This is a genomic window from Streptococcus mitis (assembly GCF_005144795.1).
Lineage (GTDB): Bacteria > Bacillota > Bacilli > Lactobacillales > Streptococcaceae > Streptococcus > Streptococcus mitis_BB.
Genome location: NZ_SWFJ01000004.1, coordinates 26,790 through 42,424, shown reverse-complemented (window position 1 = coordinate 42,424; position 15,635 = coordinate 26,790). Strand labels below are relative to the sequence as shown.

17 protein-coding genes and 1 other annotated feature are annotated in these 15,635 nt (G+C 34.7%); of the genes, 13 read left to right on the top strand and 4 right to left on the bottom strand.

The annotated features are described in order from the left end of the window. The first annotated feature begins 2 nt into the window (after nt 1-2). The 8 genes from FBF73_RS03635 to FBF73_RS03600 all read left to right on the top strand — a co-directional run bounded on the left by FBF73_RS03635 (nt 3) and on the right by FBF73_RS03600 (nt 8,339). Complete coding sequence (locus tag FBF73_RS03635; protein WP_136936997.1) at nt 3-830, top strand: hypothetical protein; 828 nt, start codon at nt 3-5, stop codon at nt 828-830. Between the two features lie 45 nt (nt 831-875). After that, nucleotides 876-1,211, top strand: a complete 336-nt coding sequence (locus tag FBF73_RS03630) for a DUF771 domain-containing protein (RefSeq protein WP_136936996.1) — start codon at nt 876-878, stop codon at nt 1,209-1,211. A 37-nt stretch (nt 1,212-1,248) separates the two neighbouring features. After that, the gene (locus FBF73_RS03625; RefSeq protein WP_136936995.1) at nt 1,249-2,388 is read left to right on the top strand and encodes a site-specific integrase; all 1,140 of its coding nucleotides are present in this window, start codon (nt 1,249-1,251) and stop codon (nt 2,386-2,388) included. Between the two features lie 830 nt (nt 2,389-3,218). After that, nucleotides 3,219-4,241: a hypothetical protein gene (locus tag FBF73_RS03620; RefSeq protein ID WP_136936994.1), complete on the top strand. Its 1,023-nt coding sequence runs from the start codon at nt 3,219-3,221 to the stop codon at nt 4,239-4,241. Continuing rightward, complete coding sequence (locus FBF73_RS03615; RefSeq protein ID WP_136936993.1) at nt 4,228-5,709, top strand: LA2681 family HEPN domain-containing protein; 1,482 nt, start codon at nt 4,228-4,230, stop codon at nt 5,707-5,709. The genes FBF73_RS03620 and FBF73_RS03615 overlap by 14 nt, the downstream gene beginning before the upstream one ends. A gap of 267 nt (nt 5,710-5,976) precedes the next feature. After that, the gene (locus FBF73_RS03610) at nt 5,977-6,201 is read left to right on the top strand and encodes a zinc-ribbon domain-containing protein (protein WP_136937075.1); all 225 of its coding nucleotides are present in this window, start codon (nt 5,977-5,979) and stop codon (nt 6,199-6,201) included. 480 nt (nt 6,202-6,681) lie between these two features. After that, nucleotides 6,682-7,548: a helix-turn-helix domain-containing protein gene (locus FBF73_RS03605; protein ID WP_136936992.1), complete on the top strand. Its 867-nt coding sequence runs from the start codon at nt 6,682-6,684 to the stop codon at nt 7,546-7,548. Between the two features lie 233 nt (nt 7,549-7,781). Next, entirely contained in the window at nt 7,782-8,339 is a 558-nt protein-coding gene (locus FBF73_RS03600) for a CYTH domain-containing protein (protein ID WP_136936991.1), read from the top strand. Between the two features lie 438 nt (nt 8,340-8,777). Here the strand turns inward: FBF73_RS03600 and yidA are convergent, their stop codons facing one another. Continuing rightward, nucleotides 8,778-9,584, bottom strand: coding sequence for a sugar-phosphatase (gene yidA / locus FBF73_RS03590; RefSeq protein ID WP_136936990.1), 807 nt, complete (start codon nt 9,582-9,584; stop codon nt 8,778-8,780). A gap of 12 nt (nt 9,585-9,596) precedes the next feature. After that, nucleotides 9,597-10,901, bottom strand: coding sequence for an HD domain-containing protein (locus tag FBF73_RS03585; RefSeq protein WP_136936989.1), 1,305 nt, complete (start codon nt 10,899-10,901; stop codon nt 9,597-9,599). 71 nt (nt 10,902-10,972) lie between these two features. On the opposite strand from FBF73_RS03585, the gene FBF73_RS03580 reads away from it, so the two are divergent. Then, nucleotides 10,973-11,350 (top strand): DUF1934 domain-containing protein, encoded by a 378-nt coding sequence (locus tag FBF73_RS03580; RefSeq protein WP_125452216.1) that lies wholly within the window; start codon nt 10,973-10,975, stop codon nt 11,348-11,350. Between the two features lie 24 nt (nt 11,351-11,374). On the opposite strand, the gene FBF73_RS03575 is transcribed toward FBF73_RS03580, so the two are convergent. Together FBF73_RS03575 and FBF73_RS03570 are read right to left on the bottom strand one after the other, a co-directional pair. Further along, a complete protein-coding gene (locus tag FBF73_RS03575) occupies nt 11,375-12,457 on the bottom strand; it encodes a DEAD/DEAH box helicase (protein ID WP_136936988.1) in 1,083 nt (360 codons plus the stop codon). Then, entirely contained in the window at nt 12,454-13,431 is a 978-nt protein-coding gene (locus tag FBF73_RS03570) for a Gfo/Idh/MocA family protein (protein ID WP_136936987.1), read from the bottom strand. The genes FBF73_RS03575 and FBF73_RS03570 overlap by 4 nt, the downstream gene beginning before the upstream one ends. 141 nt (nt 13,432-13,572) lie before the next feature. Between FBF73_RS03570 and FBF73_RS03565 the strand changes: the two genes are divergently transcribed. The 4 genes from FBF73_RS03565 to rpmA all read left to right on the top strand — a co-directional run bounded on the left by FBF73_RS03565 (nt 13,573) and on the right by rpmA (nt 15,536). Beyond that, the gene (locus tag FBF73_RS03565) at nt 13,573-14,277 is read left to right on the top strand and encodes a YoaK family protein (protein ID WP_136936986.1); all 705 of its coding nucleotides are present in this window, start codon (nt 13,573-13,575) and stop codon (nt 14,275-14,277) included. A gap of 58 nt (nt 14,278-14,335) precedes the next feature. Beyond that, nucleotides 14,336-14,515, top strand: a sequence feature (ribosomal protein L21 leader region). Nucleotides 14,516-14,551: 36 nt separating this feature from the next. Next, on the top strand, nt 14,552-14,866 hold the full coding sequence (rplU, locus tag FBF73_RS03560; RefSeq protein WP_000109141.1) for a 50S ribosomal protein L21: 315 nt from the start codon (nt 14,552-14,554) through the stop codon (nt 14,864-14,866). 15 nt (nt 14,867-14,881) lie between these two features. Then, nucleotides 14,882-15,226 carry a ribosomal-processing cysteine protease Prp gene (locus tag FBF73_RS03555; protein ID WP_000613694.1) on the top strand — a complete coding sequence of 115 codons (345 nt, stop codon included), beginning with the start codon at nt 14,882-14,884 and terminating at the stop codon, nt 15,224-15,226. A gap of 16 nt (nt 15,227-15,242) precedes the next feature. Beyond that, nucleotides 15,243-15,536, top strand: coding sequence for a 50S ribosomal protein L27 (gene rpmA / locus FBF73_RS03550; protein ID WP_000916509.1), 294 nt, complete (start codon nt 15,243-15,245; stop codon nt 15,534-15,536). The last annotated feature ends 99 nt before the right edge of the window (nt 15,537-15,635 follow it).

Here is a 15,635-nt window from a genome sequence, read left to right as displayed (position 1 = left end):
GTATGAAAGAGTTTTTTAGAATTTTGAAAGAATCAGATAAGTTGGGATATAAACTATCTGCGATTTGTGGAGTAAATTGGCTGGTTGGTCAGTTGTTTAAATGGCAATCTTTAGTGTTTGAAATGATAGCGTGTGCCGTTCTTATAAAAGAGAGTTCGGCAATACTTGAAATTAGTTCAAATTATTTAGGATTTTTAATGATTATTTTTATCTTAGCTGTTCCCTTTTCAAAATTTCGTTTTGGTGTTGATAGATTCATTTATTTATTTTCTGAAAGTATTGTGTTAGTCTTGATTTTTTCAATCGCAGTGGATTTTCCATTTCAAGAGAATGAATCTTCATTATGGATTTTAATGGCTCTTATTAGCATTGGTATTTATCAGTTTATGAAGTGGTTTCAAACAAAATTGTTTCAGCGATACTTGTTTAAGAATATCCTGAATAAAGAATATCTTGGAATTAAGAAAATGACGGATCCTTTTCCTCCTGAAATTAATTTCTATGTAGATGCTGATGAAAGCGATGTAAACCAACGAATGGTTACGATTAATCAACGTGTAGTAAAAGAGGCTTATCAAGATATTGTAGAGTTAAGTTTTTTGAATGTTGAAAGATTTACTGGTATTGCTTATTCTAGAGAAGCATGTTATGGTTTTGAAGCTCCTTTGAAAAAAAGATTTCTTGATGTAGATGAAATGTATCGTTTAGTGTTTAGAGTATATCCTTTTGGAAAAAGAATAGATTTATCTTTCAAATTGATTCGATTAGATTTAAGTCGAAGAAAGGCTTTTACAGTTGAAGGTGTGAAAGTAAGTTTAGTAAATAATTAAGGTAGAGGAAACTCTGCCTTTTTTTGTTGTGTGAAGGAGTTTTAAATGAAAGAGCAGAAACAAGTATTTAATATTGAAGTTCCAATTCCTGCTGATATAGTTCTGATTAGTCGATCTGAATATTTAGATTTGATTCAAAAAGAAGAAGTAGGTCAATGGTGGACGATAGATAAGGTAGAGGAATTGTTGTCTATCAGTAAGACTAAATTAGTGAATGATATTTTATTGAATCCTACCATAAAAAAAGAAGTGGATATTGAACAGAATGAGGAAGGTTTTGTTTTATATCCTAAAAGTAAGGGTTCACCATATAGATTTTTAGCTAGAAAAACAAGAGAATATTTTGATAAGAATTATCAAAAAATATCATTGATGTTATAATAGAATGGTGATGATTGCCATTTAGGAAGGAGAAGTTGTGGCAAGTTACAGACAACGTGGAAAAAATAAACTTTGGGATTATCGAATTTTCGATAAAAAAGGAAAAGTTGTTGCGACAAATTCAGGTTTTAAGACGAAGCGTGAAGCTATGATTGAAGCTCAGGAGAAAGAGAAGAAACTATTTCAGTCAAATTATACAGCACGATTTGACAGTAAGGCTACCTTATATGAGTTGTGGCAGGATTGGTATAACTTAGTGATTCTTCCATCAGAAAAATCGAAGGCGACGAAGGAAGGATATTATGCAAGAGGTCAGGCTATAGAGAAAATATTTTCTGTTATACCTGCAATGAGTCTTAATCATCAGGAATATCAGTCGAGATTAAATGAATTTGGAGAAAAGGTAACGAAAGATCATTTGCGTAGAATCAATGCAGATATAAGGTCGGCTATAAAATTTAGTCAGCGTAGTGGATTGCAGATAACAGATATTACAGAAGGTGTGAAAATCTTTGGCTTGGAAGCTGGGAATGTAGAAGATAAGTATATTCATAGTATTTCAGAATATAAAGATTTATTGTCACATTTACAGTCGAAGTTTAATTATAGAGAATCTGTGATACCATATCTATTATATTTTTTGTTTAAGACTGGGTTTAGGGTTGGTGAAGGTATGGCATTGTGCTGGTCAGATATTGATTTTAACAATAAAACAATTAAAACATATAGACGATATGCAGGAGATCGGCAAGAGTTTGTACCTCCTAAAACAAAGACTTCTATAAGAGAGATTCCTATTGATGATGATTTGATAGCTGTTCTGAAAGAATTACAGATTGAGCAAGATAAAATTTTGTTTGATCGTGAAGAATTGAAGAAACACGATTTAGTATTCTATGATAGAAGGTATAAAATACCGACAAATTCAGGTTTGAATAAGAGTTTGAGAGTATGTTTATCAGAACTTGGTATTGGGAATCAAGAAATGACAGCAACTGCAGGAAGGCATACATATGGTTCATATCTTTTAGCTAAAGGTATTGATATTTGGGTTGTTGCTAGATTATTGGGGCATAAAGATATACAACAAATTATAAATACTTATGGTCATGTGCTTCAAGAGGTGATTGATAAGGAGTATGAATTGATTAGACAATTTATGGTTGATAAAGAATAAGAAAGAAAACAAAAACTTTGACCAAAATTTGACCAACCTATATAGAAAAGTCTTTAGAATAAGGATTTTAGGTTGTTTTTTTATTCCTGCAGGGGGCATTTTTAGTAAATTAAGAAAAATAAAGAATATTCAAAGTGTTTATTTATAGGCAATCATCACAATTTAGTTTTTTGAAATAGGTTAGTGTTTTTTCTTTGACTAATTCATAATCAAAATTTTACAAAAAATTATATTTTGATCAATGAGTACAGATAAAGTGGATCAGCAAAGTAACTTTGACATCTATTAGTTAAAAAATAAGGACTTCCTTTGTTAGAATGTCCTTATTTTTATTATGGAATTGGACAAATGAGGTAAAGGTTCAGATCTATGAACTCAGAAAGTAAGTACAAAGCTTTAAACAGCTTTCAAAAAGATTTAGTGTGGATTTTTCGGGCTAAGGTATGTGACAAAATGAATTGATTGTTATGAAATAGAGAGCCGAAAAAATGGGGAAAATCGAAAACTAAAAATTTATGTACAATTGACTAAACTAGAGCTAAACCATTGATACAACTGAATTAGAAGCACAAAGTACATTCTTTAAAAAGTGTACTTTATTTTTGTTTTATACATTATTCTGGAGTGGTGTTTTGTATGTTTTCTAGTACATAATATTATCCAATCTAAGAAATTGATTTGTACCTTTTTACTCTAATAGGTGTAGAAGAAGTGGTGGTTCAATTGTACATTTTTGTTTAAAATATTTATGGTTATAATAATAGTATTGAAGCATAAATAAAGTAGATGTAGTGGTATAATAGTGTCAAAAGACTTTCAGGAGAAATGACATGAGATCACATACAGTTATTCTAGGCGCTGGTGCTACTATTGCAGCAATTCCAGATGGTGATAAAAATGGCAAAAGTTCTTCAGTTATGAATGGATTGCTAAAAAAACTAAATTTAGAAGAAATTCTTGCTGGTGTTGAATTACAGACAAAGAGCGAAAATTTAGAGGATATCTATTCAGAATTATTTAAGAGAGAAGAGTGCTCCGAAATCGTTAGAAAACTAGAAAAAAGGCTCTATGATTATTTTGCTTCTTTGGAGTTACCTGATGAACCAACAATTTATGATTTCTTAATATTAAGTTTAACTAATAAAGATTGTATAGCTACGTTTAATTGGGACCCTTTACTTATACAGGCTTATATTCGCTGCTCAAAAATTACTCTGAACTTGCCACAAATTCTTTGTTTACATGGTAATGTAGCTGTTGGGTTTTGTGAAGAACATATTGAGTTTGGAGGAGTAGATTGCTACTGCTCAACATGTCATAATAAATTTTATCCAACAAAATTATTGTATCCAGTGAAAAATAAAGAATATTCTTCCGACGGCTACATAAATTGGTGTTGGAAAGGATTAGATTACTTTATCGATCATTCATATATGTTAACTATTTTTGGATACAGTGCTCCTAAAAGTGATGTAGATGCTGTTAATTTAATGAAAAAAGCATGGGGAAATATTGAAGACCGACCACTTGAAGAAGTTTCTGTAATAGATATTGTAGACGAAGCGACTATGCTAAATACATGGAAAGACTTTATTCATAGTCATCATTATAGGTATTCAAATTCATTTTTTGATTCTTACTTAGCAAAATTTCCAAGAAGAACTTGTGAAACCGTATTTGCAACATTTTCATTAAATGTTCCTTCTGATGGTAGTAGAGGATTTAAAGAGAATTTTAATTGGGACATGATAAAAGAGTTTTTATCTGATATGTTAGTTGAAGAACAGGAAAATAAAGGAAAATCAAATTTAAAATCGAAATATTTAGTTTGGGATGAAGATGTTAACAAATAATCCAATTAATCATAGTGTACTTAAATTGTCAATGGATTTCGATAATGCTTTTAAACATAAAAATATAGAGGAAATCTATAGACTAATAGAATTTGGAAAAAATATGGAAAATACTATTGATGATATTTCCAAAATTCAATTATTTTATTCTATTGGGACAGCATACGCTGATATATTTGAACTAAGTGATAACTTAGTTTTCAACATAGATACCGATTTTACAGTTCAACAAATTTATTACTTTAGAAAAGCTATCGAAATTTCAAATAACGTTGATATAAATTCTGAGAACAGTAGGTTTGTTTTCCCATTATTATGTTCACTTTACACTAATTACGCAAATTTATTAGATGCTTGTGGTAGAAAGCAGTTAGCTATTAAGATGTATTGTAAATGTATACAAATCAATCCAAGATTCACAATGGCTAGTGGTAACTTGGCTATTTGTCTAGATCATTATCGTAATTTTTTGAATGATAACGAACACCTCCACTTTATTAAAAAAATTAAAAATTTAATAGAAACAAGCATAACTGTTTCAGATCCAAACAGAGTTGATTATGCAGAAAAGCGATTTATTGAACTTTACGAACAATATCTTAATTATAAAGACTTAGATGAATGCTCTTGTAAAACCATCGATTATAATCCTAATTCACAAAAGTATCGCGAATGGTGTTGGAACAACGGGCTGTATCTTAATCCACTTAATGACTTACAAGCTGACGATATAAATAGATATGATGATAATCTTTTACTACCAAGTTTATTATTTCAATCGGATAAAGATTTAAACAAATATATTTCTATGTTTAATCAAATTAAGCAAGAATATGTTTATGCGCGTTATCTCTGTTTTAATAGCATTGAGATTGATTCGGTTCATTATGCTGACGAGAATGTTAATCTTATTGATGGTCTAGAATACGTACAATATTCTATCCGAGTAGAAGGATTAAAAGCAGCTTTTAAAACACTATATTCATTATTAGATAAAGTAGGAATGTTTATAAATGAATATTATTCTTTAAAAATTGAGACTCGACAAGTAAATTTTCATTCAATTTGGAGAACAGATAGCAATTTAGATAAGTTGTTGGATAAGAATATTGGTCTATCATCTATATTTTGGATATCGAAAGATTTTGATAATGGTAATAATTCTTTGACAGCAAATCCACACTCAAAGCGATTAAAAACTATTAGAAATTATTTAGAGCATAGGTTTACTAATATCACATTGAATTTTTTTGATGGAAGTGTAGATAATAACGAAAGTAGATTGTATCTAACTGAATTTGAATTGCAAGAGTGTACATTAGATTTATTAAATCTTGTAAGAGAAGTTATTTTTTCACTCAAAAATGCCATTCAAATAAGTGAAAATGAAAAACAATCTACTCTAAGCAGTGAAGTTGCTTTAATTCCGATAAATTATGAAGAAGTAGATTCTGAAGACAAATTATAGCATTGAGCATACAATTTATAGTCGTTATAAAAAGCAATAGTCTAAATTCATTGAACTAATCAACTTAAAAGTTGCTTAAAACCCGTTGTTTTATAGACAGAGTTATTGTAGTATACAGATAATAGACTTTTAATTAGGTGATAAATTTGTGTGATGAGAATGATGATTGCTGTCCTTACTGTTTTGGACGAAAAGTATTACCAGGATACAACTCATTTGATGTTACTCAGCCAATCTTAAGTTCACGAATGGGATTACTTAAATAATATTCTATTATCTAACCCTAGTGAAGTCAGTGAAAAGAGTCGGAACAATGTGTGGTGGACCTGCATAAATAATGATAAACATAGGTACAAGATGTCCTTATATAATAGAGCTTTATTTGAGAAACGTCATAAAGAACCATGTTTAATTTGCAAGGGTCGAAGAAGAAAAAGGAAACATTTCGTGCCTTTCAAGAAGATTTTGGGAGACCAAGTTGCTAAAATGTAGCTTGGTTTTTTCAGTTTAGGTCAATTTCGACGAGCATAGCAGCTACATAAAAACGCTTTGATATGTCAAAAATTTTATTTTAAAAAGTACATTTTTGGATTATGTACAATTGAAAAAATTTCCAGTTTTCACTTTGATAATGTACATCTTTAGCTATTTTTGTTCCAAAAAATTTTTTTAGTTATAAATCTTTATTATTCCCCTGAATTTGATATGTTGTAAAAGACTATTTCTGGTCTGTTAAATCTATCAATATCAAAATCTAAACGTGATAGTCTAACATCTAGTACATTTAACGTTAATAGTTTTATCAATCGTTTGAGTAAGAAAATTTCAAAAGAAGAAATGATAGGTTTTCAAAAATAACCTATTTAGTCATTGTTTATATATAATTTGTATCTTTTGGTTTATTAATTTGTATTTAAAATTTAATCATGTTACAATTGAAATTGATATCAAATTGAAAAGGAAAATGCAGACGTGGGCACACTGTTAGCAACAAGATTAAAAAATAGACGAAAAGAATTAAAAATGTCTCAGCGAGAATTGGCTGAGGGGATATGTAAACAGGGACAGATTAGTCGATTGGAGAATGGAGAATTTACTCCAGGAGCGGACTTTTTATATGCTCTGTCTAAGAAGTTAAAAGTTAGTATAGATTATTTTTTTAATGAGCAGATTGGAGAGGAGATTGATGAGCTATCAGAGTTTAAGAAGTTAGCCCAGACTTTTATCACAAATCGAAATTATGAGTCTTTGAAATATATATATGAACTAGAGAGTGTAAAGGTACATCGTTTGTCTTTAGTAGATAAGTTTTATATGGAGTGGATAAAATCTCTTATAGATTTTTATTTCTATGGGCAAAAAGAGGAGGCTGTGGCAAGATTGGAGAAGGTACTGTATCAGTTAAGTGTAACTGACTTGACCTACCTTCAAGTTGCAAATACTCTATTCAATTTTTATTATGATATTGAAGATTTAGAAAGTTTTAATGAAATTAGAGAAAAGTTAGAGTATCAAGTAAATCAACTCAAGTTAAACACAATCGAAGAATTAAACCTTTCTATTAAATTTAATTATAATGTTTGTCGCTACCTATGGTTGCAGAATAATACTGAAGAGGCTATTACTAAAATCACAGATACGATAAAGCAGTGTAAGACGTATAGAACAACATATCTTTTGGCTGATTTGTATGTATTGATGGGAAATGTCAGTAAGAATTTTTCTTCTAAAGTTGCAGTAAAAGAGTACTTTGAAACGGCTTATTTCCTATATAAGCTTGAGGGAAATATGTCAATGGCTCTTAAAATCGAGCATTACATTGCAGATATAACAGAATAGTAAAGACGATGTTCACTTAAGCATCGTTTTTTTAATCCAAAATAATACAAATATGTATTTAATAAAAATAAATAAAAAATATTATCAAAAATCTTGACATTATTATATTGAAGTGCTAAAATGACTGCAAGAAAATATTAGGCTTTTTGTCCATAAAACATCTACAGAAACTTACTATAGACTGAGTGAATGTAAAGAGACTTCAGCCTTTGAAGAATTGAGAGGTAAAATTAATGAATGAATTAGAAGTTAGATTTGAACTCAACGATGAGAAAGATTATACTAATGCTATTTCATATTTAGAAAAATCTTATAAATTTAAGAATGAAAATAAGCAAGTTGATAAATATTTTAAAACAAAAGGAAGAGAATTTGAAAATGATGAGGTAGGTAGCTTTATCTACAGAATTCGCCAAGAAGATGATAATAAAGCATGTGTTTTTACAAGAAAAGATACGATAAAACAAGGAATGTGGAGTGAAAGTGAAATAGAGCTAGAATCTGAAAAATTAGAATTTGTAAGAAATATCTTACAAGATGGATTTTCAAATATTTTCACAATAAGTAAACATAGAAAGACTTATCATGATGCATTAGAAAATAAAACGATCAATCTAGATAAGATTGATGGTCTTGGATTTTATCTTGAAATAGAGATTTTAGGAGATTTTTCAAAAGAAGATTATAATAATTTTTATGATAAAATGTGCGGAGAGTTCTCGTTTTTAAATTCAAAAATAGAAACAAAGGGCTATGTCCAACTAATGAGAGAAAAAAATGGACGTAATTAAAATTATCAAATAGTCTTGTTGGAATTGTTTACTCAATTGCTGGATTTGGAAGTTTGATAGCAGTTACCTTTCTTTCTACTTTTTTGAATAAGAAGGATGCCTTTATATTGTTGAATATATCAATGGCAACCATCCCACTTGTCATTATGGTGAGTGGAATAGTAGAAAATTGGATATTTTTTGGAATTTGTTATTCAATTTTGAGTGGATTAATTATCATTAGAAAAAATAATATTAATTCGTAGTGAAATAAAAAAATGAAAAAGGTTTTACATAATGTACTACCTTTTTCAGATTTAATAATTATTAAGGGAATAGAACTAGAAACCAAAAATACTGAATATTAAACTGCCCCCAAAAGTAAGATTTTTCTGTCTAACTTTTGGGGGCAGTACATTATCTCTAACTTCTGGAGTGCTTTTTTACATTCAAATTATTTTATAGTACCCACGTTCGAATAGCATGGGCAACGCCGGATTCATCGTTAGATTTGGTGATGTATTTGGCGATTTTTTTGATTTCTGGATTTCCGTTTTCCATGACAACAGGGTTACCAACGACTTCCAGCATGGCACGGTCATTTTCTTCGTCACCGATAGCCATGGTTTGATCTTTGGTCAATCCTAGTTTTTCAGCTAGGTGGGTAATAGCTGACCCCTTATCTACATTCTTTTTAAGGAGTTCGAGGTAGAAAGGAGCAGACTTGTTGATAGAGTAGCGTTCGTAAAATTCCGCTGGTATCTTTTCAATGGCAGCATCCAGAATCTCTGCTTCATCGATGAACATACATTTGACAATTTCCTTGCCAGCCATTTCTTCAGGAGTGCGGTAGAAAATAGGCATGCTGACGAGGGTTGATTCGTGCACTGTATATTTTCCGATATTGCGATTTGCAGTGTAGATTCCATCCTTGGTAATGGCGTGCATGTGAACACCAAGCTTACGACTGAGAAATTCCATATCCAGATAGTCCTCATAAGTCAAGGATTCGCTGATAATCTCATGTCCTGTAGCGGTTTCTTGGACAAGGGCACCATTGAAAGTCACAACATAGTCACCCTCGTCTCTCAACTGCAAGTCGTCTAGAAGTTTGGCAACACCTGCAATAGGGCGGCCAGTTGCAATGACGACTTTGACACCAGCTTCTTTTGCATCTTGGATGGCAGAAAAGACTTCAGGAGTAATCTCCTTTTGGCTATTGACTAGGGTTCCGTCGATATCGACGGCGATTAGTTTAATACTCATAAATTTCCTCTTCTAGTTTTTATTTGGGGTAAAATGATCGTTCTCAATCAAGTGTAAAAATTGCTGGGTAATGCTTGCGAAGATACTGTTTTGGTCCAACATTTCTTTTGGAAAATAGAAACGATTATCTCCGTGGCGACTGCCAGCAAGGGATTGGACGATAGGAGACAGGCTAGAGAGTTCGGCCAGTTCTCCATTTTTTTGTAAAATCTCAATCTGTGTCCGTGGATTTTCAGATTCGGGACGATAAATATCATAAGGGAGGTCAAAGTTCTTATGAATGGCAGTATAGTAGTCGGGATCAAAGCCAATGTCTTCAACCAATTTTCTCATGCTAGCGAGCTGGTCTTGATCTTCTTGTGAAAAAGTAATGGATTTAAAGACCTTGCGGTTGACAAAGCGTTGCGACAAGTCTGCAAGAATCTTATCAGGACTGGTCATCCAGAGCTGGAAGTAGGTATTCATCACACCATCATCCAGAGCCAGATAGTCAGTCAAGGTTACATTTTTTTCAAAGAAAGGCAGGAGGTGTGGGGAAGTTCGTGCAAAGAAATCCTTGTCCTTAGGATAGAGTTCCTTGGCGCGTTTGAGAAGATTCTGTAGGAGAACTTCCATGGCGCGTGTTGCCGGGTGAAAATAAACCTGCATATACATCTGGTAGCGACTGAGGACATAGTCTTCGATGGCGTGCATGCCATTGCGCTGAAAGGCAATACCGTTTTCGACAGGACGAATGACTCGGAGGATGCGAGTCAGGTCAAATTCTCCATAGGATGCTCCTGTAAAATAGGAGTCGCGTAAGAGATAGTCCATGCGGTCCGCATCGATTTGGCTGGAAATGAGTTGCACAACCTGCTTGTTAGGATAGGTATGATCAATAACACTGGCTACCTTTTCTGGAAAGTCTGGCGCTACTTGTAGCAAGACTTGGTGAATCTCCGTTTCAGGACTTTGGATAATCTCCTGAGTAATGGCTTCATGGTCTGTATCAAAGAGATGTTCAAAAGTATGGGAGTAGGCACCATGTCCAAGGTCGTGTAGGAGAGCAGCGGTCATGGTCAAGAGAGACTCGGCAGGATTCCATTCTTCAGGATATTTTTCTTCAAAAATCTCTGTGATACGTCGTGCAATCTCATAGACTCCTAGACAGTGAGAGAAGCGACTGTGTTCTCCACCGTGGAAGGTATAACTGGAAGTCCCCAGTTGCTTGATTCGACGCAAACGCTGAAATTCTTTTGTATTAATCAAGTCATAGATGATATGATTATTGACATGGATGTAGTTGTGAACTGGGTCACGGAATACTTTTTCGTTCATATGACCATTATAGCAAAATCCTGCTCTTTTTGGTAAAATAGTAGGACAAGAGAGAAGAAAGAGGACCTGATGTGAAGATTCGGATGCGAAATACCATTCAGTTTGATGAGCAGTTGGAAGTGATTGACCAGCTTTATGATGTAGAGTTAAGAGAAAAGGGCGATTATAGCTATTTGCTTTTCTACAATGAGGAAAAGGAAAAAGTAGTGATTAAATTCCATGGTCAAGAACTGGTGATGAGCCGTTTTTCCAATCCCAAGACCATTATGCGTTTTTTGAAGGATAGTGATAGTTTAGCCTATATTCCTACACCTATGGGCATGCAGGAATTTATCATTCAAACGAGTCGCTATGAAGTGGATGGACAAAAGATTTATTTAGACTATCAACTACAAAATCAAGAGGGACACCTCTTTGCCAGCTATCAATTAGAAATTACTTGGGGATAAGAAAAAGGTTGGCGAGAGCCAACCTTATTTGATATAGAGTTCTTGATTTTTTAGGACAATTTCACGGACACTTGCAAACTTTTTAAGTTTTTTGATTTCTTCTGGATGAGTGACGAGAGTGATAACATAGCCGTCTTTGCCCATACGGCCAGTACGTCCAGCACGGTGAGTGTAAGTTTCGATATCTCTAGGGACATCAAAGTTTACAACACATTCGAGGCTATCGATATCAATTCCACGAGCCAGAAGGTCAGTTGCAAGAAGCAGGGTTAGTTGCTTGTCCTTAAACTTTTCTAAGATGACTTTTCTAAATTTGACATTGACATCACTAGCGAGGGAAACAGCCAAGATATCCCGATACTGTAGTTTTTCTTCTGCACTTCCAAGGTCTGATAGGCTGTTAAAGAAGACCAGACCGCGGAAATCCTCAACATGAGCTAGTTTTCGTAGCATATCTACTCGGTGACGTTGATCTACCTGCATATAGAAATGTTGGATGTTGTCCAATTTTTGGTCAGAAAGATCAATGGTACGTGTGTTAGGCGCAATCTTTTCTTGGTCAAACTTGGTCGTCGCACTCATATAGACAAGTTGGTGGTCACGAGGTGCGTAGTGAGTAATTTTCTTGACAAAGTGTATCTGAGAATCATCGAGCAATTGGTCAAATTCATCTAGGATGATGGTTTCCACATTCATCATCTTGATTTTTTTCAATTTAATTAGTTCAAAGATACGGCCAGGAGTTCCAATCAGAATTTCTGGTCCTTTTTTTAGGCGTTCAATCTGGCGTTTCTGACTCGAACCTGATAAGAAGAGTTGGGCAGTTAAGCCGATAGCTTCAGCCCACGTTTTACATACATCAAAAATCTGTCCAGCAAGCTCAGTATTTGGTGCTAGAATCAAGAGTTGCTGCGCTTTTTTCTTTTGTAGTCTGAGAAGACTTGGTAGAAGGTAAGCTAGGGTCTTACCAGTTCCTGTTGGGCTCACTCCTAGGAGGTTTTCTCCAGCAAGAAGGGGCTCAAATAGTTGAGTTTGAATGGGGGTGAATTCTTGGAAACCGAGTTGGTCACTCAGTTCTTGCCATTCAGTCGGTAGTTTGTTTTTCATTTTTCTGCCTCAAATCTAATGCCAGCAGTCTGGCGCATAGTATATAGTAGCTCATGAACTGAACTTGCATCTTCCAGCCAAGTTTGGTAGAGATTCAGATCTGGTTGCTGGATCATGTGTGCAAATGCAGCGACTTCCTCAGTCATCGTATGAGGAGTCTGTTGGATAGGGAGTTGGATTTGATTGCCTTGGTGGTCGGTAAAAATAGCCGAGCTGAGATGTTCGATGGTGTTGAGCGTCAGGGTTCCATCTGTCGTATAAATCTCGCAAGGGAGATTGGAAGTGATGTTTTTCCCAGCCTTGATATGAACTTGAAAGTCAGGGTAGAAGAGAATTCCGTCTCCATTTAGGTCCATGCTATTGTCAAGTTGTTGAGCCTGATAGGTCGCGTCTTGAGCTTTTCCAAAGAGACGAACGGTAGCGTAGAGGGGATAAATCCCTAAATCCATAAGAGCTCCACCAGCAAAACGGTCTGAGAAGACATTTGGTGTCTCCCCAGTCAACAAGTTAGGCATTTTGGAAGAATACTTGGCATAGTTGAAATCTGCCCCTAAAATTTGCTTGTCTGCTAAAAAGTTTTTGATAGTAGTAAAAGCTTCTTCGTGGTAATTACGAGCTGCTTCGAAGATAAAACAGTGATTTTTCTCAGCTGTTTGAACCAAATCCAGCCATTCTTGTGGCTGAGTGACAGCTGGCTTTTCAAGAATGACGTGTTTGCCAGCAGATAATGCAACTTTTGCCTGAGCAAAATGCAAGGAGTTTGGGCTAGCAATATAGACCACATCAAAGGAGCTCTTGAAGAAGTCCTCTACTTGATCAAAGAGTTGGATATTCTGGTAGCTAGAAGCAAAGGTTGCCGCAGTTTCTAGTTTTCTAGAATAGACTGCGACTAACTGGTATTCTCCACTGATATGGGCTGCTTCTATGAAGTGGTAGCTGATAGCCCCTGTTCCGATGACACCTAATTTAAGCATAGTTACTCCTTTTCAGATTTCAAATCCTTCTTTCATTATAACATAGATAGACGGGACTATCCAACAGAGGGGAAAAAATTTCAAATAAGCTACTAGGTCTTTTCCAAAGAAAGTGGTACAATAATGAGATGAGTAAATGAAATGGGAGGGAAAATGAGGTTATTACCTATAAGAAAAATATCACGTCAGTCTAAGAGGCTAGCGCTTTTTTTGACTTTTTGTGCAGGTTATGTAGATGCCTATACGTTTATTGTGCGAGGGAATACTCTTGTAGCTGGACAAACTGGGAATGTCGTCTTTCTTTCAGTAGAATTAATTCAAAATAATGTTTCAGATGTTAGGGACAAGGTTCTCACCTTGTTAGCTTTTATGATGGGAGTCTTTCTATTAACAATTTATAAGGAAAAATTGAGAATTGTGAAAAAACCGATTCTGTCACTGATTCCTTTGGCAATCTTATCAATCATTATTGGTTTTGTGCCGCAGACTGTAGATAATATCTATCTAGTACCGCCCTTGGCCTTCTGTATGGGATTGGTGACAACTGCTTTTGGAGAAGTGTCGGGTATTGCCTATAATAACGCTTTTATGACAGGGAATATCAAACGGACCATGCTGGCTTTTGGAGATTATTTCCGAACCAAGCACACACCTTTTTTGCGAGAAGGATTCATCTTTGTTAGCCTGCTTAGTAGTTTTGTCCTTGGTGTTGTCTTTTCAGCCTATTTGACGATTTTCTATCATGAAAAGACCATTCTTGGTGTTCCTATTATGATGAGTATTTTTTACCTCAGCATGCTTTTTGCATCTTGGCAGAAAAAAGTAAAAGAAAAAGCTTCATTTTAGGTGTTATTACTTGTAAGAAAATAGGAGATATGCTATACTTGAAGAGTTGACTATGCACGATCCTGTGCAACCGCACGAACATCGTTGCTCGTCGTATAACAAATTTAAACTTCGTCATTGTCGCCTTGCCTAACATAAGTTATGCCTTCTGCTCAATTCCTAGTTTATTCTTTGTTATACTTAGAGCTCTTCTTTTAAGTGGTTCGTCCCACGATGATAGGCGAGTCTTCACAAAAAATTCGGGGAAACCCATAAAAATCATAGGAGGTGCATAATGAGCACATACGCAATTATCAAAACTGGCGGAAAACAAGTTAAAGTTGAAGTTGGTCAAGCAGTTTACGTTGAAAAATTGAACGTTGAAGCTGGTCAAGAAGTTACTTTTAACGAAGTTGTTCTTGTTGGTGGTGAAAACACTGTTGTCGGAACTCCACTTGTTGCTGGAGCTACTGTAGTTGGAACTGTTGAAAAACAAGGAAAACAAAAGAAAGTTGTTACTTACAAGTATAAACCTAAAAAAGGTAGCCACCGTAAACAAGGTCACCGTCAACCATATACAAAAGTTGTCATCAACGCAATCAACGCTTAATTTTAAGGAGAACACATGATACAGGCAGTCTTTGAGAGAGCCGAAGATGGCGAGCTGAGGAGTGCGGAAATTACTGGACACGCCGAGAGTGGCGAATACGGCTTTGATGTCGTGTGTGCATCGGTTTCTACGCTTGCCATTAACTTTATCAATTCTATTGAGAAATTTGCAGGCTATGAACCAATCCTAGAATTAAACGAAGATGAAGGTGGCTATCTGATGGTTGAAATACCAAAAGATCTTCCTTCACACCAGAGAGAAATGACCCAGTTATTCTTTGAATCATTTTTCTTAGGTATGGCAAACTTATCGGAGAACTCTTCTGAGTTCGTCCAAACCAGAGTTATCACAGAAAACTAACACGGAGGAAAACATTATGTTAAAAATGACTCTTAACAACTTGCAACTTTTCGCCCACAAAAAAGGTGGAGGTTCTACATCAAACGGACGTGATTCACAAGCAAAACGTCTTGGAGCTAAAGCAGCTGACGGACAAACTGTAACAGGTGGATCAATCCTTTACCGTCAACGTGGTACACACATCTACCCAGGTGTAAACGTTGGACGTGGTGGAGACGATACTTTGTTCGCTAAAGTTGAAGGCGTAGTACGCTTTGAACGTAAAGGACGCGATAAAAAACAAGTTTCTGTTTACCCAATCGCTAAATAAAAAGGTCCAGTGAACCTTTTTATCCCGAGCCTTGAAATGTAAAGGCGAGGAAGCTAGAAGTAGCATTGAATAAGGCTTTCCGAGTTTTCGGAGAGCCTA

Coding starts and splice junctions, on each gene's coding strand:
- FBF73_RS03635 (WP_136936997.1), top strand. CDS start 3: ATGAAAGAGTTTTTTAGAATTTTGAAAGAATCAGATAAGTTGGGATAT.
- FBF73_RS03630 (WP_136936996.1), top strand. CDS start 876: ATGAAAGAGCAGAAACAAGTATTTAATATTGAAGTTCCAATTCCTGCT.
- FBF73_RS03620 (WP_136936994.1), top strand. CDS start 3,219: ATGAGATCACATACAGTTATTCTAGGCGCTGGTGCTACTATTGCAGCA.
- FBF73_RS03615 (WP_136936993.1), top strand. CDS start 4,228: ATGTTAACAAATAATCCAATTAATCATAGTGTACTTAAATTGTCAATG.
- FBF73_RS03600 (WP_136936991.1), top strand. CDS start 7,782: ATGAATGAATTAGAAGTTAGATTTGAACTCAACGATGAGAAAGATTAT.
- yidA (WP_136936990.1), bottom strand. CDS start 9,584: ATGAGTATTAAACTAATCGCCGTCGATATCGACGGAACCCTAGTCAAT.
- FBF73_RS03585 (WP_136936989.1), bottom strand. CDS start 10,901: ATGAACGAAAAAGTATTCCGTGACCCAGTTCACAACTACATCCATGTC.
- FBF73_RS03575 (WP_136936988.1), bottom strand. CDS start 12,457: ATGAAAAACAAACTACCGACTGAATGGCAAGAACTGAGTGACCAACTC.
- FBF73_RS03570 (WP_136936987.1), bottom strand. CDS start 13,431: ATGCTTAAATTAGGTGTCATCGGAACAGGGGCTATCAGCTACCACTTC.
- FBF73_RS03565 (WP_136936986.1), top strand. CDS start 13,573: ATGGGAGGGAAAATGAGGTTATTACCTATAAGAAAAATATCACGTCAG.
- rplU (WP_000109141.1), top strand. CDS start 14,552: ATGAGCACATACGCAATTATCAAAACTGGCGGAAAACAAGTTAAAGTT.
- FBF73_RS03555 (WP_000613694.1), top strand. CDS start 14,882: ATGATACAGGCAGTCTTTGAGAGAGCCGAAGATGGCGAGCTGAGGAGT.
- rpmA (WP_000916509.1), top strand. CDS start 15,243: ATGTTAAAAATGACTCTTAACAACTTGCAACTTTTCGCCCACAAAAAA.